The sequence below is a fragment of the Xanthomonas sp. NCPPB 3582 genome, from assembly GCF_041475735.2.
In the GTDB taxonomy this organism is placed as follows: domain Bacteria; phylum Pseudomonadota; class Gammaproteobacteria; order Xanthomonadales; family Xanthomonadaceae; genus Xanthomonas; species Xanthomonas codiaei.
Genome location: NZ_CM192968.1, coordinates 5,087,652 through 5,108,566 on the forward strand (window position 1 = coordinate 5,087,652; position 20,915 = coordinate 5,108,566).

The 20,915-nt window shown below is 67.0% G+C and carries 12 protein-coding genes and 3 pseudogenes; 10 read left to right on the plus strand and 5 right to left on the minus strand.

Annotated features, from left to right (window positions below; all coding sequences use genetic code 11):
* Window positions 1-25 precede the first annotated feature (25 nt).
* The 10 genes and pseudogenes from ACCQ05_RS21650 to ACCQ05_RS21695 form a co-directional block, all read left to right on the plus strand.
* A complete protein-coding gene (locus ACCQ05_RS21650) occupies window positions 26-1,222 on the plus strand; it encodes an acetyltransferase domain-containing protein (protein WP_372392480.1) in 1,197 nt (398 codons plus the stop codon).
* A gap of 237 nt (window positions 1,223-1,459) precedes the next feature.
* Entirely contained in the window at window positions 1,460-2,698 is a 1,239-nt protein-coding gene (locus ACCQ05_RS21655; RefSeq protein WP_372392481.1) for an alpha/beta fold hydrolase, read from the plus strand.
* A gap of 212 nt (window positions 2,699-2,910) precedes the next feature.
* Window positions 2,911-3,405 carry a hypothetical protein gene (locus tag ACCQ05_RS21660; protein ID WP_228963150.1) on the plus strand — a complete coding sequence of 165 codons (495 nt, stop codon included), beginning with the start codon at window positions 2,911-2,913 and terminating at the stop codon, window positions 3,403-3,405.
* A gap of 274 nt (window positions 3,406-3,679) precedes the next feature.
* A pseudogene (locus tag ACCQ05_RS21665) lies at window positions 3,680-4,375 on the plus strand (restriction endonuclease); the annotation flags it as partial.
* Between the two features lie 33 nt (window positions 4,376-4,408).
* Window positions 4,409-4,810: pseudogene (locus tag ACCQ05_RS21670) on the plus strand (transposase); the annotation flags it as partial.
* 127 nt (window positions 4,811-4,937) lie between these two features.
* Window positions 4,938-6,155, plus strand: coding sequence for a S1 family peptidase (locus tag ACCQ05_RS21675; RefSeq protein WP_228963149.1), 1,218 nt, complete (start codon window positions 4,938-4,940; stop codon window positions 6,153-6,155).
* 371 nt (window positions 6,156-6,526) lie between these two features.
* Window positions 6,527-6,859 (plus strand): hypothetical protein, encoded by a 333-nt coding sequence (locus tag ACCQ05_RS21680; RefSeq protein WP_372392482.1) that lies wholly within the window; start codon window positions 6,527-6,529, stop codon window positions 6,857-6,859.
* Window positions 6,860-7,155: 296 nt separating this feature from the next.
* Window positions 7,156-9,069, plus strand: coding sequence for a M61 family metallopeptidase (locus ACCQ05_RS21685; RefSeq protein ID WP_372392483.1), 1,914 nt, complete (start codon window positions 7,156-7,158; stop codon window positions 9,067-9,069).
* Window positions 9,070-9,527: 458 nt separating this feature from the next.
* Window positions 9,528-9,782, plus strand: coding sequence for a type II TA system antitoxin, ParD family (locus ACCQ05_RS21690; protein ID WP_372392485.1), 255 nt, complete (start codon window positions 9,528-9,530; stop codon window positions 9,780-9,782).
* Window positions 9,782-9,997 (plus strand): annotated as a pseudogene (locus ACCQ05_RS21695) (type II toxin-antitoxin system RelE/ParE family toxin); the annotation flags it as partial. The gene ACCQ05_RS21690 and the pseudogene ACCQ05_RS21695, both read left to right, overlap by 1 nt.
* A gap of 129 nt (window positions 9,998-10,126) precedes the next feature.
* Here the strand turns inward: ACCQ05_RS21695 and ACCQ05_RS21700 are convergent.
* From ACCQ05_RS21700 to recC, 5 genes are all read right to left on the minus strand, one after another.
* A complete protein-coding gene (locus tag ACCQ05_RS21700; protein ID WP_372394225.1) occupies window positions 10,127-10,417 on the minus strand; it encodes a HigA family addiction module antitoxin in 291 nt (96 codons plus the stop codon).
* Between the two features lie 16 nt (window positions 10,418-10,433).
* Window positions 10,434-10,715 (minus strand): type II toxin-antitoxin system RelE/ParE family toxin, encoded by a 282-nt coding sequence (locus ACCQ05_RS21705; RefSeq protein WP_372392486.1) that lies wholly within the window; start codon window positions 10,713-10,715, stop codon window positions 10,434-10,436.
* A 139-nt stretch (window positions 10,716-10,854) separates the two neighbouring features.
* On the minus strand, window positions 10,855-13,278 hold the full coding sequence (locus tag ACCQ05_RS21710) for an AAA family ATPase (protein ID WP_372392487.1): 2,424 nt from the start codon (window positions 13,276-13,278) through the stop codon (window positions 10,855-10,857).
* The gene (gene recB, locus ACCQ05_RS21715) at window positions 13,275-17,261 is read right to left on the minus strand and encodes an exodeoxyribonuclease V subunit beta (protein ID WP_372392489.1); all 3,987 of its coding nucleotides are present in this window, start codon (window positions 17,259-17,261) and stop codon (window positions 13,275-13,277) included. Before recB ends, ACCQ05_RS21710 begins: the two co-directional genes overlap by 4 nt.
* Window positions 17,258-20,662 carry an exodeoxyribonuclease V subunit gamma gene (gene recC / locus ACCQ05_RS21720; protein WP_372392490.1) on the minus strand — a complete coding sequence of 1,135 codons (3,405 nt, stop codon included), beginning with the start codon at window positions 20,660-20,662 and terminating at the stop codon, window positions 17,258-17,260. Before recC ends, recB begins: the two co-directional genes overlap by 4 nt.
* Window positions 20,663-20,915: the final 253 nt, after the last annotated feature.

The window sequence follows — 20,915 nt, forward strand, 5'->3', positions numbered from 1 at the left end:
GATGACGCGATTGGAAGGAGTACGAATGAGGGCTGCACCCACGCTTACGCCGGCAGCGGTTGCGCTGCCTTCGGCTGCGGTCAGGCCGGGCGCCGGCCGCCTGCAGAGCATCGACGCGCTACGCGGTTTCGTGATGGTGCTGATGCTGCTGGACCACCTGCGCGAAACCTGGTTTCTGCATGTGCCGGTGGCCGACCCGATCGATGCGACGACCGCGCTGCCAGGGCTGTATTACGCCCGCCTGGCCGCCAGCCTGTGTGCGCCGGTGTTCGTCGCGCTCACCGGCATTTCCGCCTATCTGTTCGGCACCAAGCACACCCTGGCGGAAACCCGCCTGTTCCTGATCAAGCGCGGCCTGGTGCTGATGGCGCTGGAAGTGCTGTTCCTGTCCGAGCTGTACTGGGGCGTGGCCAGCCCGACCTTCTGGCTGCAGGTGATCTGGTGCATCGGCGTGTGCATGATCGTGCTGGCCCTGTTGATCGGCCTGCCGCGCAAGCTGCTGCTGGCCGGCGGCCTGGTCATCGTGGGCGGGCACAACCTGCTCGATGGCATCGACCTGCAACCGGGCCATCCGCTGTTCGCGCCGTGGGCGATGCTGCACCAGCGCGACGTGATCGCCCTGCCCTTCGGCTTCGTCGCCAAGACCACCTACCCGGTACTGCCGTGGATCGGCGTGATCGTGCTGGGCTATGCCATCGGCCCGTGGTTCGGGCCGCACGTGGACGCCAGCACGCGCAGGCGCCGGCTGATCGGCCTGGGCACTGCCATGCTGTTGGGCTTTCTCGCGCTGCGGCTGTGGAATGGCTACGGCGATGCCCCGTGGTTCGTGGTCGACAACGACCCGGCGCGCACGCTGATGAGCTTCCTGGCCCTGACCAAATATCCGCCATCGCTGCTGTTCCTGCTGCTCACCCTGGGCGTGGGCGCCTTGCTGCTGGCCGGCTTCGAACGCCTGGGCCAGGGACGCATCGCCACCGCGCTGGCGGTGTTCGGCGGCGCACCGATGTTCTTCTACCTGTTCCACCTGACCGTGCTTCGGCTGCTGTATCACGCCGCCGAAGCGATCTGGGGACCCACGCAGGGCACGGTGTTCGGCGTGGACCATTACGGCTGGGTGCTGGCGTGGTACGTGGCGCTGATCGTTCCGCTCTACCTTCCCACCGCATGGTTCTCCCGGCTCAAGGCCGCCCGGCGCGATATCGCGTGGTTGAAGTATTTCTGAGCTGCGGTGAGTGACTTTCGGGCGATACGCGCCATGCCGCATTAGGCGATGCTGCGGTTCCCTACCGAGAGATGGAACTCGATGCGTCGCTCTACGCTCCGCGCAGCCGCTGCCTGCCTCGCTGCCCTGCTTGCGCCGCTGGGCGCCGCTGCCCAGCCCCCGTCACCGTCATTTAACGCGTGCGCGGACGCCGCGCCGCAAACACCCCTGGCCGGTAGCGAATGCCTGGTCGCCCAGGTGCCGCTGCGCCATGCAGCCGCCGATGCCGGCACCATCGATCTGTTCGTGCGCCGCGTGCCGGCGGCCGATCACACCAAGCGACGCGGAGAGGTCTGGCTGATTGCCGGCGGGCCGGGCGAAGCCGGTGCCTCGCTGTCTCCGCTGATCAGCACCTACCAGCGCGCGTTTCCTGGCTACGACCTGATCATTCCCGACCACCGCGGCACCGGGCGTTCTACCCGTTTGTGCCCGGAGCAGGAAGCGCCGCGAAGCGCAGACGGCGTGGGGCTGGCCGGCGCCGAATGGGGCCCGTGCATTGGCGGGCTGTACGCAACCCTGCAGCGCACCCAGGCTTTTTCCATCACCGAAGCGGCGCAGGATCTGGCCTTGCTGATCCGCCAGCAACGGCGCCAGGGCGAGGTACTGCTGTACGGCGTGTCGTATGGCACGCAGCTGGCGCTGCGCGCCCTGCAGGTGGCACCCATGCCGCTGGATGGGCTGGTGCTGGATGGACTGGTGCCGCCGGAAACCGCCGTACAGTGGGACCTGAGCCACCGCACCACCGTGGTGGATGCCGTGGGACGCGCGCTGCTGGACGAGGCACATACGGCCACCTATCGCAGCGTGCTCGCCCGCATCGATACCGCCGCATGGCGCGACCAGGTTCCGGGCAAGGACCTCAGGCGCTTTCTCGGCACGCTGCTCAACTTCCCTGCGCCGCGCGACAGGATTCCCGCCATCATCGATGGCCTTGCCCGCGACGATGCCACCCTGCTCACTGCATCCGTCGCCGACCTGCAGACCGCGGTGGCCGCACTGGGCCAGAGCGGCGACAACCGACCGGCACTGCCGCTGGTGATGCTGATCGCCGCGTCCGAGAACAACGCACGGCCCGCCCTCACCCGCGACATGGTCGTAGCCGAAGCCAGGGACGCCTTGTTCGTCAGCCCCATCCCCGGCCTGTTGGTAGACGCCGGCCTGCCCACCTACCCGCGCGACGCCTGGTTCGGCCGCAGCCCGACCACCCTGCCGCGCACCCTGGTCATCCACGGCACCCTGGACCCCAACACCCCGTATGCCGGCGCGCAAGCGCATGCCGCTTTGCTGCAAGCGGCAGGCCCGGTGAGCTTCAGCACCGTCGAGCGTGGCGCGCATCTGCTGGCGTTTGCTGCGCCACAGTGCTTTGCGGGTGCGGTTGCTGCGTTTGCGGCACATCAGACGGCGGATGCGCGCTGTATCGAGCCAGCGGCAGAATGACGGGGGGATGGGGTGCAGAAACGAGGCTGCACACCTAGTCGAAACACGGTCGTCGGCGAACGGGGAAATTATCGGTGTCCCGAGAGTGGAGTGTGCCAACGGCCGAGCTGCGAACTTTCATTGAACCGTAAGCGGATTGAAACTGCCGTTTGCAGTAACGTCGCCGTGCCCCACGCCCGAGTCGCCGATGGCGCAGACCAAGGAGGCATCCGATGACAGCGCAAAGAAGATTCACGAAGAAGGAAATCATGCGTTGCATGGCAGTCACCGTAGTGGCGCTGAGTGCAGCATGCGCCAATGCGTCGCCATTGGCTGGTGCAAGGGTCGACAACTTTGCAAACAAGTGGGCATCTGCCACTGCCTGCGGTTCTGGCCACTTCTTGAGCATGGAACTCGAGCAGCAAAACGCCCATGTCACCGGAGCGTGGAGCGAGGGAACCAACGCGCGTGGCGGTGGCGGAAAACTGCAAGGGAATGTGCGTAGCGGACAGCTCTACGTTCGCTACTGCAGCGACGATGGCGAGGCGGGCTATGCAGCATGCCCCAACTTCTCCGGTGAGCAAGATTACTTCGTTCTCGATCAGGGAACCCTCCTTCGCTACCGGAAGTTCGGCGATGCGTATAAGCGAGATGTCGTCTTGCACCCGGATGTCACCGGCAAGCAGATTTCATCCGAACCCTGCGCAGACACGGAAAGTGATCGATGAGCAGGCAGCGCGATCAATCGACCACTCAGCCGCCTTGGGTGGTATGAGAGGGCACACATGCTTTTGGCCCTGAGCTTTTCAGAGGGCATTGCTGCAGCCACGCAGGTCCGCTGACGTACGCATAAGCGGACTCAACCATCGCAGGAAATGAGGTCTCTTGCGTCCGAGCGGGCCACACCGATGCCTGGCGAGACGTTGCTCGCAACTGCGCTGATGCACTGCTGACAAAACCGGTTGCAGCGGCTATGGTCAGTGCTGGAACGGGGGTTCTTGCATGGGACGCAGAAAGAAGCAGAGCGGGTTCGAGGCATTGGCCGCATTGCCGTGGCCGGTTGGCCTGATTGCGGGAATCGTGGCGTATCTCGGTGTGCGCCACGGCATCGGCTGGTGGCTATCGCACCAAGGCGGAACACTCGCGCAAGGCATTGCACAACAAGCGGATGGCATGTTCGCGCCAATGGCGTGGATGCTGCTCGGCCTGTGCTGGATGGCCGCGCTGTTCTCCTATCTGGGCACGCGCCAACGCCGCCGCTTTCTGGAAACCCGCACAACGCTCGAAAGCCTGGCAGCCGGTGGCTGGCGCCAGTTCGAACAACTGGTAGGCGAAGCATTTCGCCGCCAGGGCTACAGCGTGGAGGAAACCGGTCTGGCCGGCCCGGACGGCGGCATCGACCTGATCCTGCGCAAGGATGGGCGGCGCACGCTTGTGCAATGCAAACAATGGAAACGTCAGCAAGTTGGCGTCAGCGTTGTGCGCGAAATGTACGGCCTGCTCGCCCATCACCAGGCCCACGCGGTCAAGATTGCGTGTATCGGGACCTACACGAAAGATGCAGAGCGCTTCGCCGAAGGCAAGCCGATTGAGCTGATTGGCGGCGAGCAGTTGTTGAACATGATCAGAGCGGTGCAGCAGCACGCCACAGCACAGCCGACGACGCCATCCGCGCGGATCGAGCCTGCTTTTGCTTCAACCTGACCCCGTTTCTTAGACCCCATTTCTTAGATCGTTGCCTCCCCGCAGTTACAAACACCCAGCGCGAAGCAATTGGTCAACCTGTATGCACGACGGATGCAGATCGAGCTGGCATTTCGTGATCTGAAGTCACATCGTTACGGCCAAGCGATGGAAGACAGCCTGACCCGACGCGGTGAGCGACTGCAGATCTTGTTGTTGCTCAATACGCTGGCCACCTTTGCCAGTTTGTTGGCAGAACTGGGCTACGAAGCCACCGGTATGGCCCAGTGGCTATCGCCGTGCAACAGCACACGCAAGCTCTATTCGACGCTACGCGTCGGTCGCGAGGCGCTGATCAGACGTTGGCCGATGGAACCTGTCTCACGCTGGCTGGAACGCTTGCGCACACTGCCCGTCGCAGTGCGTGAGCAGATGACGCTGGTGCCGTAAAAACGCGGGGATACCTAAGAGCCTGACCCCGTTTGTCGCGCGATTAAATTTTTTTATTTTTGTGAATTGAGCTTGAGGTCTGAGCGTGCAATACTGCGTTTGCAGGGGAATTTCCATGGAGATTAGGATGAAAAATATTTTTAATCTTGCCTGTATAAGCATTGTTTTTATTTCCTTTCATTCAACTGCTCAGATAAGATACCTGACTTCTGAAAGTGACGAGGCTAAAGCTTATTCAAAGAGCGCAATGATTTCGGCTACTGAGGCGGCAAGAAGGGTTAATATTCAAGAAAACTCAAAAAAAGATTTATCTGCCCTGGCTCGCAGCTACAGTGGACGCCTCGCAGGTGCATATTGGGAGGAATCTCCTGAGTTTCGATTTGTTATCCGACTGAAGGGTAACGAGCAACCGCCCTCTGCCAAAATTTCAACGCCTTTTGGCGAGGTGCCTGTAGTTATAATGACGGGTGCTAGCAAGACCTCAGAGGAGGTGAAGAAAATAATCAGTAGCAATCAGGATGCTTTGTTCAAAGGTGTGCCTGGGTTGCAGGGCACTTCCTATGATGAGAAGACTGGTCAAATAGTTTTATATGTAAATGTTCCAGATTCGGAAAAGGCAAGCTTAGAAGCAGAAATCCCGGCTCTTGAAAAGGTGCTTGGAAATCCAGTGCGAATCCAATTCCTGCCTGGGCCGTTACGTCAAACAGCTTATCTGCGTGGCGGGAATATACTTCAGGGCTCTAACGGCAATCAATGCACTAGCGGCTTCATGGTTTGGGATACTGCGACCAAGACTGCGGGGGTATTAACAGCCGGCCATTGCCCAGACAACATGATTTATTATAATTGGGTGCCGGCTGGGCAGGCAGGGCAGATTGTTGCAGTCTTGGACTTTAAAAAAGAGATGTTCGATGCCGGCCACGATTTGCAATGGCATGGTTATCCGAGTGTCGGTTACACTCCATCATCATCAATAACCGGTTCAACCACTAGCTCGGCCGGGGTCCGAGCTATCCAGTTTTCAGGCACCGCTAGCGTAGGTGAGCGGCTTTGCCATCGCGGTGTAAATACTGGATTTTCCTGTGGTGTTGTTTCGGCTACAAGTTTCGGGTTCCCTCCAAAAGCTTGTAATGGTCAAGATTGTGATAGCTCGGCGTATATGACATTAGTCGGAGACGAGTTGGCATGCTTTGGTGGTGACAGTGGTGGTCCTGTTTGGAGTGGAGCTACTGCATATGGCATCGTTAAATCTGCTGCCTTTTCAGGCGCTAATCCCGGGCAGTGTGGATTACTTGTGTATATGCGGATTGGAAGAATCCTTGACGCTGGTCTACGCCTTTACTAACAAGTTTAGCATTGGAATAATTATTTGGATAATGACCCAATTTTATTCAAAGTGATTTTCCTTACAAGATCAAGGTCTGTTGAGATGTAACCAACGGTACGCGCCCATCGTAACGTGCTGTTAGGCCATATCTTCGGACTCTTTCTCGCAGTCCCTGATTACGCGCGCAAATCGCGACACGCACCCCACGGACCCGACGCTCACAGCGTTGGGATTGGCGTTGAACGTTTCTTCGCTGATGAAACTCAGGGCCAGGTTGACTTTCCAACCTCGTCCCCTCCTTACGTTCGAAAGCCTAGTCGAGTGCTCCTTGACCTCCCATACATCCCCAACCCGCCATCCTCGGCGCAGCCTCGACTGGAGAACGCACGATGATGAAGTGGATGGGCGCCGCGCTGGCCGCGGCATTGTTGGTGAGCGGTTGCTCCAAGGTGGAGGGCGAGAAGTTCGTTGGCCACTGGGTCAATGTGCAGACGCAGGACGAGACGATGGACATCGAGCGCAATGGCGAGACCTTCATGGTCCGCAGCACCACGCCGAAGTTCTTCAGCCGCAAGCCCAAGACCGAGAGCTACCCGGCGGTATACAAGAACGGGGCGTTGCAGGTCACCAATGATGGGGAGACGGTCAACTTCGTCATCGACGAGACCAACGGCCACCTCAACACCGGCGGCGAGCAGTACCAGCGCGTGCAGACCAAGTAAGCGCATCACGACAAGGCCCGCACGGCGGGCCTTGTCGTTTCTGACGAAGACAGGTCGCGGCTGCACCGGGTGGTGCGTGCGCGCGTAAGCGGTCATCCACCTGCTTTCGTCCTGGCGCGATGTGGATGTGAGACGGCAACGACTGCGCCAAGCTGCGCGCAACAACCGGCAACCGGACATTTCATAGCGGACTGAACCTGCGGCCTGCACCGAACAACGTCAGCACGCTGGTGCAGCCGGTATAGGATCACGCCCTTTCGTTGCCGGTGCGTGTTGCGCGCCATCCAAGAGACTCGATGACGATCTGTTTTCCACGCGCGGTGCTGCTGTCGGTTGTGCTTGCCGTTGTTGCCACTGCGGCGTTTGCCCAGTCCAGCGCCGGCCCGGTGTATTTGGCCCCGTCGGCCACAGTGGCGCCGCCGGTGGATCGGCCGTTTGCCGGGGTGATGGAGGTGCGCGTGGACGCCTCCGACGTGGCGCGGCGCATCTTCCACGTGCAGCAGCGGGTGCCGGTCGCGCCGGGTGCCGCGGTCACGCTGCTGTATCCGCGGTGGGAGGCTGCCAGCCATGGGCCGAGCCTGACCGTCACCGACCTGGCCGGCCTGCAGGTCAGTGCGGCGGGCCGCCGTGTGCGGTGGCGACGCGATGCCTACGCGCCGCATGCCTTCCATGTGGATGTGCCGGCAGGCACGCAGGCCATCGATGTGCAGTTCCAGATGGTGGCCGGCGGCGACCTGCTGACGCGCGACATCGTGTCCGTGCCGTGGCAGCGCCTGCTGCTCTACCCGGCTGGCTGGTATGCGCGAAACATTCCGGTGGCCGCCGCGCTGACCCTGCCCGAGGGGTTGCGGCCGTTCAGTGCGCTGGACGTGGAGCATGCACAGGGCGCGCACTATCGCTTCAGGACGACATCGCTGGAAACGCTGCTGGACGCGCCGGTGCTGGCCGGCCGCCATACCGCGCAGCTGCCGCTGTCCGCCGCCGGGGCCGGCGCCGTGTCGCTCGACGTGGTGGCGTTGCGGCCGGGCGACCTGCATATACCGCCCGCACGGGTGGCGGAGCTGCAGGCGCTGGTCGCGCAACTGCGCGCGGTATTCGGCCCGCCGCCGTTCGCCCGCTACGCGATCCTGGCGCGGCTGAGCGACGAGGGGTCGTCCGGCGGCACCGAGCATCGCGCGTCCAGCGAGAACGGGTTGGCGTCGTCGCACTTCCAGCAATGGCCGGAGCAGCTGCTGTACCGCGACCTGATCGCACACGAGATCGTGCATGCCTGGAATGGGTTCTACCGCACCCCCGCCGACCTGTGGGCACCGACCCCGAACGTGCCGGTCTCCGGCAGCCTGTTGTGGATGTACGAAGGACAGACCGAGTTCTGGGGACGGGTGCTGGCCACGCGCGCCGGCCAGTTCAGTGCCGATGAGGTGCGCGACCGCCTGGCCATCGATGCGGCGGAGATCGCGCAGCGGCCCGGACGGGCGTGGCGGCCCCTGTCCGACGATGTCCACTACCCGGCCTTCATGCTGCGCCAGCCGGTGCCGTGGCGCGATTGGCAGCGCCGGCGCGATTACTACGCCGAAGGCGTGATGCTGTGGCTGGCGGTGGACGCCGAACTTCGCGCGCGCAGCGGCGGCGATCGCGGCATCGACGATTTCGCACAGCGATTCTTTGCCGGCGCCACGCCGGACGCGCCCACACGCACCTACACGTTCGACGACATCTGCGCTGCGTTGCACGCGGTGGCGCCTGCCGACTGGGCGGGTTTCCTGCGTGGATGGGTCGATGCGCACGACGAACTGGACACCACGCGCGGGCTGACCCGGCACGGCTGGGCATTGGTCTACACGGACACGCCGACAGCGGTATTCCGGGCCAGCGAGGAGGAGGCAGGGGTGTCCGATCTCAGCTATTCGATCGGATTGGCTGTGCGCGCCGATGGCATGGTCCGCACGGTGACCTGGAATGGCCCCGCGTTCGCGGCCGGGCTGCGGCCAGGCACGCGCCTGCGCACCGTCAACGGCGCGCCGTTCGACCAGCAGGTCTTGCGCGATGCAGTGCGCGGCTCGACGCATCGCCCCATCGTGCTGGGCATTGCCCAGGACGACCACCACGCAGAGGTGGCGATCGCATATGCAGGGCCGTTGCGTTACCCCAGGCTGCAGCGGCTTGCCGACCGGCCCGATACGCTGGCTAAGCTGCTGGCGCCGCGCTGAGGCGGCAGCCGGCAGCGCCGTCCGTCGCCCTTGTGGCCATTCCCTCTGCCCTTGCATGGCGCACAGGCCTTACAGTGCGCGGGCACGCCGGTTCATGGCGCTGCCAGCCCAATCAATCCAGCAACCACGAGGGTGTCATGAGCAAGGGGATGGACCAGAAGAAGAACCAGAAGAAAGAGCCGACCAAGACGCTGAAGGAAAAGCGCGCGGCCAAGCAGGAAAAGAAGGGCAAGTAAGCCGCCTGGCCGCCAGCAGGCGGACGAGGTCAGGTGGAGGCCTGGCCTCGCGGTGGGTGCGATGCGCTGAGTGTTTGCCTGCAAACTCGGCACTTCTGGATTTGCCCATTCACTACTGACGGGACCTGGGATACCACTTGCAAGCCGCTGCAGACCGGCAATGCGCCGGCTGGGTCGGCTTTGTTTTTGCTAATGCGGGTTTGTGCGGATTTGGAGTTCGTCATGAGCTGCTTGACCATCGATTTGAGCGATCAGCAGCATCAGAGCCTGAAGGCGCTTGCTGCCTTACAGGGCAAGACCACCAAGCAGTACGCGCTTCAGCGCCCCTTTCCTGGCAACGTTAACGCCGATCAAGCGTGGGAGGAGTTGAAGGACCTGCTTGAGGAACGTGTCGCCGAAGGCCTTGCCGGCAAGGTGTCTACCAAGCGCATCAGCACCATCCTGGATGAAGAATTGGCCGAGGGCCGTCGCGGTTGATGCACGGCTACGTCCTTACCGACGCAGCCGAGGCCGATCTGCGCGGGGTCATCCGCTACACCTCGGCGCGCTGGGGCCAGGCGCAGGTTCGCCGGTACATCGCAGACCTGGAACAGAGCATTGCCCCTCTCGCAGCAGGGGAATGCACTTTCAAGGATTTGAGCACGCTGTACCCCGCGTTGCGGATGTCGCATTGCATGCACCATTCCATCTTTGGCCTGCCGCGTGAGCGCGCTCCGTCGCCGATCGTGGCGATCCTGCATGAGCGCATGGATCTGATGGTGCGTTTAATTCGCCAGCAGGCTATGACTCACGGCCCACGTAGCGATGGTGTGGCTCTCGACTCAGGCCATCAGGCGCTTGATGCGAGCCGGCAGGTCGCCCAGCGTGCGATGGGCTTGTTCCAGTTCGTAATCGGCTTGCAGGCCCAGCCAGAAGCGCTCGGTGGTTCCCAACGCTGCAGCCAGGCGCACGGCGGTGTCGGCAGTGATACCGCGCTTGCCCAGTACGATTTCATTGATGCGGCGTGGCGGCACGCCGGTGGCGCGGGCGAGCGCGTTCTGGCTGATGCCCAGTGGCTCGAGAAACTCTTCGAGCAGGATTTCGCCTGGATGAATGTTGGGTAAGACTGTCATGGGCAGATGCCTGTGCTCAGTGGTAATCGACAATTTCGACCTCGGCGACATCTCCCTCCATCCACCGGAAGCAGATGCGCCACTGATCGTTGATCCGGATGCTGTACTGCCCGCGCCGCTCGCCCTTCAACGCTTCCAGCCGGTTGGCGGGTGGAATGCGCAGATCGTCGAGGTGCGCGGCAGCGTTGAGCATGCGCAACTTGCGGCGCGCGACCGACTGGATGTCGGCCGGCAACCGGCGGGAGCGCTTACCCAGCCAGATCTTTTCGGCTTCCTTGTCGATAAAGCTCCTGATCATGCAGCGACCATAACGCGATCCGTCATATGACGCAAGCCGTTATGGCCGGACGGTCAGTCAGCTTCCGTAGGCATCAGTCATCCGAAAATTTCGGATGACTGGCTCTTGCTGTAACTCAACTTTCGTTCGATACCCTTCATCAGAACAACGACCCCTGCACGGGCATGACAGTGGGTGGTTCTGTTGCTGGCTTGGCGGGTGCCGCCTGCTGCTGCGCACCCAATCGCCACGCCAGCCCAGAGATCCGAGCGGCGTGCCTTGCGAGTGCGGCGCGGATGACCGCTTCGCTGCCGGACAGGTGCAGGGCGCGGCGGGCGCGGGTGATGCCGGTGTAGAGCAGTTCGCGGCTGAGCACGCGGGCGTCGCGGGTGGGCAGCTGCAGCCACACGGTGTCGAATTCGCTGCCCTGGGCCTTGTGCACGGTCATGGCGAAGGCGCTTTCGTGGGCCGGCAAGGCGGCGGGGTGGAAGCCGCGCACCTGGCCGTCGCCGTCGCCTGCGAACCAGGCGACCAACGGGCCTTGCGCACGGCGCTCGGCGCCGGCGGCGGCGCGGTGCGGGCTGCCGGCAGGTTGGTCTGGCCGGGACGAGGGCGCTTGGTCGCCGGGCGGCGGCGCGGCGCCTGCGGCGCTTCGCGCAGCCGAGGGATCCGCTGCGCGTCGTTCCGCAGATGGATGTGCTTCGCTCTGCCCTGCGAAGAAACTCGCGTCGCTTGGGCCCGGAAAGGGGTTCGCCTCGCTGTGCAAGCAGATGCCGACATCGCCGTTGAACAGGCCGTGGCGGTAGCTGTTTTCGGTGATCAGCAGCAGGCGGCCGTGGAACCAGGGCGAGCCGCTGCCCAGGCGGCGGGTGCCGGCGCCGGTGTCGGCCAGCAGTTGTTCGATGCGGGCGTTGAGGCCGCGCGCGCCCTGCGGGCCGGCGCGCACGGCGGTGAGCAGGCGCAGGCGCCCGGCTGCACGCAGGGCGGCGGCCGGGTCGGTGGCGTCGGCCAGCGCGCGCCAGTGGGCGAGCAGTGCGTCGCGGCCGTCGCTGAGCGGGTCGTCGCCGTCTTCGTGGAAGTGCACGCCTTGCAGGTCGCCGCTGCGCAGCAGGGCAAGCGTGGTGTCGGCATCGCCCGCGCGGATGGCGTCGGCCAGTGGGGCCAGCGCGAAATTGTCGGCCTGGCGGTAGCCGCGCAGCAGGTGCACGCGGTGGCCGGCGAGCCCACCGGTGTGGGCAGGCGGGGACGTGGCGGCAGGCGTGCTGCCGAGCAACGGTTGCAGGGCGTGGGCGTCGTCCGGCTGCAGCGCATCGCCGGGGCCGGCGGCCTGCAGGATGGCGGCGAGCACGTCGCCGGCTTCCACCGAGGGCAGCTGGTCGGCGTCGCCGAGCAGGATGAGCTGGGTGCCGTCGGCGACGGCTTCGACCAGCTTGCACATCAGCGGCAGGTCGACCATGGAGGCCTCGTCGACCACGATCAGGTCGAACGGCAGCGGGTTGTCGGCGGTGTGGCGGAACTGCGGGGCGTCTGGGATGACGCCGAGCAGGCGATGCAGGGTGCTGGCGCCGGTGGGGAGGGCGGTGGTCCAGGAGGGGTTGGTAGGGGCGTTGCCCTCACCCGCCCTGCGGGCACCCTCTCCCGCAGGCGGGAGAGGGGAAGTGTTTGGGTGTGGTGCGGTAGACGGGAGAGGGGAAGCGTCTGGGTGTGGTGCGGTAGACGGGAGAGGGGAAGCGTCCGGATGCGGTGCGGTAGACGGGAGAGGGGACGTGTCCGGGGTCGGTGCGGCGGAGGGGGGTGGCAGGCCCTGCTCCATCGCGCGGGCCACGGCCAGGCGCAGGCTCTCGGCCATGCGCTCGGCGGCGCGGCCGGTGGGGGCGGCCAGGGCGATGCGGGGCGGCGGTGTGCCGGCGGCCTGGGCCTGGGCGATGCGCAGCAGCAGCAGGCAGGCGATGGTGGTGGTCTTGCCGGTGCCGGGGCCGCCGGTGACCAGCAGCAGCGCGCGGCGCAGGGCCAGCGCGGCGGCCTGGGCCTGGCGGTCGATGGATGGCTCGGGCAGGCCCGTACCCTCACCCGCCCTTCGGGCACCCTCTCCCGGGGGGAGAGGGGATGAGGCGGCTGCGTTCGGGAACAACTGCGCGAACAGCGGTACCAGCGCTGCGGTATCGAACGCGGGCATGGGCTGGGCGGCGATGCGCTGCAGGCCCAGCGCCAGGCGGCGTTCGTACTCGCGATAGCGGCGCAGGTAGAGCAGGCCGTGCTCGAGCACCAGCGGGCGGTCTGCGGCGGCGGGCTGATCGGGCGCGGGTTGGTCGACCCAGCGCGAGGCGGCGAGCACGCGTTGCCAGTCGGCGGGGTCCGGCAGGGTGGGCGGGGGACCATCGCGTGGGTCCAGCAGCATGGCGGCGCGGGTCGGGTCCAGCCCGGCGTGGCCACTGGTGACGGCCAGCGAGGCGAGCGCGGCGCCGGCCAGGACCTGTGGGTCGGTGTCTGGGGCAAGCCGTTGCAGGCTTTGCGCGAAGGCTACGTCCAGCGTGCGCAGGGCGCCGGCCTGGTGGAGGGCGGTGAGCAGGCTCGAGGGGGTCATGCGGTGGGGGCTCCCGGGGCGGACGGACCCTCACCCCAACCCCTCTCCCGTGGGGAGAGGGGCTTTGAGGCGTTGCTCTGCTGGGAGGAAGGGGGTTCTGGGGCGTCACGCTCTTGCGGGAAGGGAGACCTCGGGGCCTCGCTGGTACCGGGATCCTTTGGCTTGCCGGCGAACAGGGCATCCAGCGCATGGACCAACGCCGGGTCGAAGCGCCAGGCGTAGACGCCGGGTGCGGACGCTCCGTCGTGCGGGGCGTCGGCCCCGGCGGCCGGTGCGGGCATGGCGTCCGGCACGGCCTCGTCCGTGTCCTGGCGTGACGCATCCAGGCCGCGGCAGAACAGGTAGCGCACGCCGCCGAAGTCGCGGGCGTAGTCGTAGGCCTCACTCAGGCGGAAGCGCAGCCAGCGGTGCAGGGCCAGGGTGTAGATCAGTGCCTGCAAGGTGTATTCGCTATGCGCCATGGCGCGTGCCAGGGCGTCGGGGGCGTAGCTGGGCAGGCGGTTGGACTTGTAGTCCAGCACGTACCAGCGGCCGTCGACGGTGTAGGTGAGGTCGATCAGGCCGGTCATCAGGCCCTCCAGCCGCTGGCGCGCGCCGAAGGCCTGGCGGTCGCCGACCACCTCGAAGCGGTGCAGCAGGGCCAGCAGCGCGTCCACGCGGGTGGGCTGCATGGCGAAGTGGAATTCCATTTCGTTGCGGCGCTGCGGCTCGGGCACGGCGGCCAGGGCGGTGCCTTCGGGCAGGGTCACGGTGAGGGTGTTGCCGATCAGCGCAGTGAGCATGCGCAGGCCGTCATCGAGCTCGTCCTGCGCGTAGCCGCCGCGTTGCAGGGCGTCGATGATCGGGGCGACCTGGCCCTCGGGCGCGGGGTCGCCGGGGCGCCAGTGCTGCCAGGCGGCGAAGTCGCACCGCTCGAACACGTCGTGCATCACCACGCCGAAGCGGTTGCCGGCAAAGCGCGGATCGAACGGTTCGGCCTCGGTGACCGCGGCCGCGGCGTCGCTGGCCGGTTCGTCGGTGCCGCCACTGCCCACCACGGTGGCGCTGGCCATCGGGTCGGTGGCGGTGCCGGCATCGGCGTTGGCCAGCTGGGTGAAGCTGTAGACCCACCAGTCCGGGGCGATCTGCCGCTGCGGGATGCGCGCAGGCGGCACCTGCGCCTCGGGCGGTGGTGGCAGGCGTGGCAAGTCGGCCGGCGGGGTGGCGGTATCGACCACCACCACGCCCGCGCCGGCCGCACCCTGCAGCGCATCGAGCGCACGCAGCATGCCGGCCAACGGCGTGCGTTCGTGCTGGTGGAAACTGCCGCTTGCGATCCACAGCGCGTGCTCGGCGCGGGTCAGGCCGACATACAGCAGGCGCGCGTCTTCGGCGCGTTGTTCCTGCTTCCAGGCCGCTTCGGCCGCGCTCCAGGCCGGGTCGTCGTCGCGGCTCCACTTGGACACGTTCCAGTGCAGCTGGCGGCCGGTGTCCGGCGCATGCACCACGCAATGGCGGCCAGCACCCTTGTCGCTACGGCCGATGCCGATGTAGGGCAGGAACACCAGCGGGTATTCCAGGCCCTTGCTCTTGTGCAGGGTGACGATCTGCACGCGGCGCGCGTCCGATTCCAGCCGCAGTTGCTGCGCTTCGTCGTTGTCGTCGGCATTGGCGATGCGGCGCGCCAGCCAGTCGACCAGGCCGTGCGGGCCGAGCGCGCGAGCGTCGGCTTCCTGCAGCAGTTCGGCCAGTTGCAGGTAATTGGTGAGGCGGCGTTCGCCATCGACCAGGGCCAGCAGGCGCTGTCCGTGCGCGGCGCCGAGTTCGCCGATCAGCGCCAGCGGACCGCCGCGTTGCCAGCGTTCGCGCCAGTCCAGCGCCTGCTGCTGCCAGCGGCGATGCCGCTCGCCGTCGTGTTCCAGGGTGGCGATGGCGATGGCGTCCTGTCCGATCAGCACCGTGGCCAGTGCGGCGCGCAGGCGGCTGTCGTCGCCCGGGTCGAGCAAGGCCTGCAGCAGCGCCAGCAGTTCCAGCGCTTCGTCGGTGGCGAACAGGCTCTGCTTGCCGGCGGCCACCGCGGGAATGCCCACCGCGCCCAGCGCCTGCTGGATGCGGGTGGCCTCGCCATGGCTGCGCACCAGCACCGCGATGTCGCCAGCCTGCACCGGGCGGGCGTTGATGGTGGCGCTGCCGTCGCGGCCGGCGGCCAGCCAGCCGCGGATCGCGGCCACGCAGGCGGCGGTGGCCAGCTCGCGGGCGCGGCCGGCGCTCCAGGGCTTGGGTTTTCCTTTCGCGGGCTGTGGCGGCTCTGGCGCGCGCCACAGCGTCAGCGCCGGGGCGGTGGCACCGTCGCGTTGCAGGTCGGTGTCCAGCCGCTTGGTGCCCGGCTGCACCGGGTGGAAGGCGATGCCGTCGGTGAGGAAGGCATCGGCGTAGCCGGCCTGCGCGTATAGCGCGTCGATCGCCGCCAGCACGCCGGGGCGCGAGCGGAAATTGTGGCTCAACGGCGGGGCCGGTTCGGCGCTGACCGCCGCGGCCAGATAGGTGCGCACATCGCCGCCGCGAAAGCCGTAGATGGCCTGCTTGGGGTCGCCGATCAGAAACAGCGACGGCGCGAATCCGGCCGCCTGCGCGAGCGCGCCGTTGCCGAACACGCTGGAGAAGATCGCCCACTGGCGGTCGTCGGTGTCCTGGAATTCGTCCACCAGCGCGATGGCGTATTGCGCGCGCAGGCGCCTGACCAGCGCGTCGACCTGCGGGCCTTCCAGCGCCTGCGCCACGCCGTCGACCAGGTCGTCGTAGGTCTGCACGCGGCGCTGGCGCTTGAGCAGGGCCAGCCGGGCGATGGCGTCTTCGCGCAGGGCGTGCAGCAGACGGATGCGGCGGCGTGTCCGCCATTGTTCGACACCGGCCAGCGCGGTGAGATAGCCATCGATGGCGTGGCTCAGCGGCGAGGCCGGGGTGCGATCGACGAATTTCTTGTTGGTGCCCGCGGCCAGTTCGGCCGCGGTCAACTTGATCAGCTTGGGATGCGGTGTGCTGTCCTGCGACGGTGCCGCGGCGAAATCCTCGAACCAATGCCACAGCGCAGTGAGCCATTCGGGTTTGTAGCTGACCTTGCTCAGCACGCCGCCGTCGATGGCAGTCATGAGGGTTTCGAAAAACGCCGTGCCATGCGCCTGGAAGGCGGCCGCCAGGGCGTGGCTGGCAGCATGCACGGCCTGCAGCAAGGCGGCGGCATCGTCGCTGTCGGGAGAGACTGCCGGCAGCAGCGCGGTATGGCGCAGCAAGGCTCGCAGATCCGTGGCCAGTGCCGGCGGGCCACCCGACCACAGGGCGATCAGGTCTTCGGCCATCACCGCATCGGCGGCGCGCTGGCGCCACAGGTCGGCGGCCACTTCGCCCAGCAGTTCGCGGTCGTTGGCGAGCAGCTGCGGGGCGGCAAAGGCCTGGCCGCTTTCCAGTGCGTGTTCGCGCAGCACACGCGCGCAGAAACCGTGGATGGTGAACACCGCGGCGAGGTCGATTTCTTCCACTGCCTGCTGCAGGCGGCGGCGCAGCGCGGCGGGGGTCTCGGTGCCGGCGGCCAGGTGCGTGGCGAGGATGGCGCGGGTGAGCAGGGCGTCGGGGGCGTCCTGTAGGAGCGGCCCTGGCCGCGACGGGTTGTCGGCGAGGTCGGTCGCGGCCTGGGCCGCTCCTACAGGAGCCGCGGGCGCCGGGTCGGTCGCGCCTGGGTGCGCTCCTACGAAAGGCGATGGCGCATCGGGGACCAGCGTGGCGGCCAGCGCCAGGCGCTCGCGGATGCGCCGGCGCAGTTCCTGGGTGGCGGCCTCGGTAAAGGTCACCGCCAGGATCTGGCCGATGCGCAGGCCGCGCTCGACCACCAGGCGGGTGAACAACGTGGCCAGGGTGAAGGTCTTGCCGGTGCCGGCGCTGGCCTCGATCAGGCGCACGCCGTCCAGCGGCAGCTGCAGGTACGGGTCGGTCACGGTGGGCGCGCTCATTCGCCCTCGTCCTGTGCGCCATGCCAGTGCCGCCAGCTTTCGATCACGCGCTGCGGATCCAGCGTCGCGTCGGTGTTGGCGCGTTCCAGCAGGTCGTAGAGCCGATGGCTGGTGGTGGCGAACGCGCTGAACCGCTGCGCATCGGCGAACGGGTCGCGGCCGCGGTTGACCAGGCGCAGCTCCGGGCTGTGCGATTCGCTCCAGCCGAAGCTGGCCTGCCATTGTCCGGCCGCGTCCTTGATGGCCTTGTCCAGATCGTCGCCGCGCGCGGCCTGGTGGTATTTCCAGCTGCTGTACGGCGCGAACGGCAGTGGTGCCTGCAGGCCCTGCCGATACAGCTGCAGCAACTCGCCCAACGCGGCGCGCGCCTGCGCCTGCGCCAGCGGCTGTGCATCGATGGGATGCGGGCCCAGGCCGTCGTCGTGCTCGAAGAAGCGCACGTACGGCACCTGCTCGCCGGCGGCGCGCAGCAGCAGCCATTCCAGTCCATGACGAATCGCGTTGCGGCCGGTGAGCGCGCCCACCTGCACGCGCCCCACGCCGTGCGCATACCAGCCAGGCACGCGGCCATGCAGCGCGACATCGCCGATCTGCACCTGCAGCCGCTGCGACTGCGCGTCGGCCTCGCCACGCCACTGCCGGAAGGCCTGCGCATACGGGCGCAGTTGCGTCAGCCGTTCGTCGAGCTGGCGCCGCCCCAGCGGGCCGGACGGCAGCAGCGCGCGTGCGCGCAGACGTTCGTACAGCCCGTCCACCTCATCGGCCAACGCGGCCTCGAACACCTGTTGCTGCAAGCCGTATTGATCCAGCCCGCGCGTGGGTGCGAGCAGCGGTTCCAGATCGCTGTCTTCGCTGGCCGGATCGGGCAGGCGCATCCCCAAGCGATGGCGCAGGAACTGCCCGGCCGGGTCGCCGAACAGCCGGCGCAACTCGTCGATGGACACGCTGCCCGGCAAGCCGCTGTCATCGGCCGGCAACGCGCCGGCCACCCACGGCGCCAGCGGTTGGCGCTGGCCGGTGAGGCTGTCCACGGCCGGGCGCCATTGCCGGCGATAGCTGAAACGGCGCGGGTCCGCACCTGCGTCGCTCTGCGCACCGAAGGCGGCCGCGGCGAACGGCTGCAGCGGGTGCTGCACCACCAGGGTGTCGGCGGCAGCGGCAGCGGCGTGGTAATGCGCCGCGGTGGCCAGCAATTCGCTGACCAGCACCGAAGGCTCGCGCGGGCTGCCATCGCGCGCATCGGCGCCGAGATAACTCAGGTAGAACACGTCCTGTGCGGAGGCGAACAATTGCAGGAACAAAAAGCGGTCGTCCTCGCGGGTGGAACGGTCGCCGTGGCGGCGGCGCGCAGTGCCCAGTTCGGCGGTGAGGCGATTGAGTCCGGCGGCCGGGTCGCGGCGCGGAAAATCGCCATCGTTCATGCCCAGCAGGCAGATCACCCGGAACGGCAGCAGGCGCATCGGCACCATGCGCCCGAAGCTGATGCCGCCGGTGAGCAGCGGCGCGCGCGTATCCGATTCGCCCAGCACGGCGGCAAAGTGCGCGCGCACCACCTCGGCGGGGACGCTGCCGGGGTATTGGGCGCGTTGCGCATCGCGGGCGAACTGGTCGATGAGGCTGCGCAGGCGGTCCAGCGCGCGCTGCGCGCGCGGGGCCGAAGGCGCGGTGGGAATCAGCGCATCCAGCAGCTCCAGCAGGCGTTCGCGCCACTGGATCGGCGTCATCGCTTTGGCCAAGGCGGACTGGTGGCGTTCGAGCACACCCAGCAGCTTCAACAAGATATCGAGCGCGGCCAGCGCGCTGCCTTCCAGCTGCGGCCACGGCGCCACGCCGTCGATATCGTCGTCGGCACCGCTGGCGTGGCCGAGCAGCAGCCGGTCCAGCGCGAAGCGCCAGGTGTAGGCGTCGTCGCCCGGGGCCTGGTGCTGGCGCCGATGCATGGCGTCCAGGCCCCAGCGCGCGCCGGCGGCATGCAGCCAGCCGCGCAGGCGTTCCAGCCCGGCCTCGTCCAGGCCGGCGGCTTCGGCGATCGGCGCGCTGGCGATCAGGTCCAGGATCTCGTGCAGGCCGAAGCGTGCGATCGGCAGCTTCAGCAGGGTGACAAACACCTCGGCCAGCGGTTCGCTCGCCAGCGGGCTGGCGTCGGCCAGCGCATACGGCAATGCGTCGTCGTTGCCATGACTGCCGAACACCGCGTCCAGGTAAGGCACGTACGGGTCGATGTCCGGCGACAGCACCGCGATCTCGCGCGGCTGCAGCGGCGGTTCGAAGCGCGCATCGTCCAGCAGCGCGCGCAGTTGGTCGTGCAGCACCTGCAGCTCGCGCAGGCGGGTGTGACAGGCGTGCACCTGCAGGCTGGGGTCGTGGAGATCGACCGCCGGCAACGCGGCCGGCACCACCGGAGCGCGGCGATGGAACAGGTCGCTCTGCATGCGCCGCAACAAGCTGTCGCCCAGGCCGCCGTCGGCGAGCGGGCGGCGGCCGGACTCCAGCGGATCGGCGTAGGCGGCGATTTCGGCCAGCGGGTGCACCACTTCGTAATCGCCGATCAAGGCCATGAAGTCGCGGCCGGCCGCGCCCCAGGCCTGCAGCAGCGGGTTTTCCTGCACCTGGTCGGCGAACAACGCCGCCGCCCCACCCTCGCGGCGGCGTTGCCACAGGGTCTGCAGATCGCCCCAATACCCTTGCGTGGGCGTGGGCAGATAGAAATGCAGCGTGCCCACGCGCGCCTGCGTGGCCAGCACGCGCAGCACATCGGGCGAGATATTGAGGATGGCGAAGGCGAACAGCCGCGCCGGCAAGCCCTGCGGCAACGGACCATCGTCACGGGCGTAGCGGTCCAGGTACTGGCCGATGCGGCGCGCGCGGTACTGCCGGCCGGTGGCGATGCTGCGCCACAGCCGCGCCTGCGGGTCGTCCGGCTCGGCGCCGCCTTCCCAGCGCAGCAACCAGTCGCGGCGCCAGGCCTGGTACTTCTCGAACACGCTGCCCAGCTCGCCGGCCAGCGCCCAGGGCTTGAGCGCATCGCCATCGGCCAGATAGCCGGCCAGCGGCGCCAGTGCCGCATCGCCGCCCAGATCGGCCTGCAGCGCGGCGTACAGCCGCCACTGCGTGGTAGCCATGTCCAGATCGTCGTCGGCCGGGCCGAGGTTGCGCTCCAGCGCGCGCGCGACGAATTCGCCGGGGGTGAGGAATTCCAGATTCGCCGCCACGCCGTGCTCGGCCGCCAGCGTGGACTGCAACCAGCGCCGCATCGCCACCTGCGGGATCAGCACCACCTCCGGCTGCAGCAACGGCTGCCCGGGCACCGGCCGGCGCAGCTCCTGCGCGAGCAGGGCCGCCAGGGTATCCAGCGCATTGGATGGATAAAGACGGAAATCGGGCGCGGAGGTGGCGTGCATGCGTGCATGCATTGTGCCGGATGCCGCACAGGCGCGCGCTCGCGGACGCAACGCCGGCCATTAGCCAGCAGGAACCGCCACCGGTGCTTGACCGGATACCGATCCCGCAGCATCTGCCTGGGATGCGCGATTGGCAGCCAGGCGAACGCACTGCAGATCGGGGGCTTCCTCCGACGACCGCCCATCTTCGCGCCAGGCCATGGCACCGCTGCGCACCGGCCCAAACGCACTGGGCCGAACATCACGTCCGGCC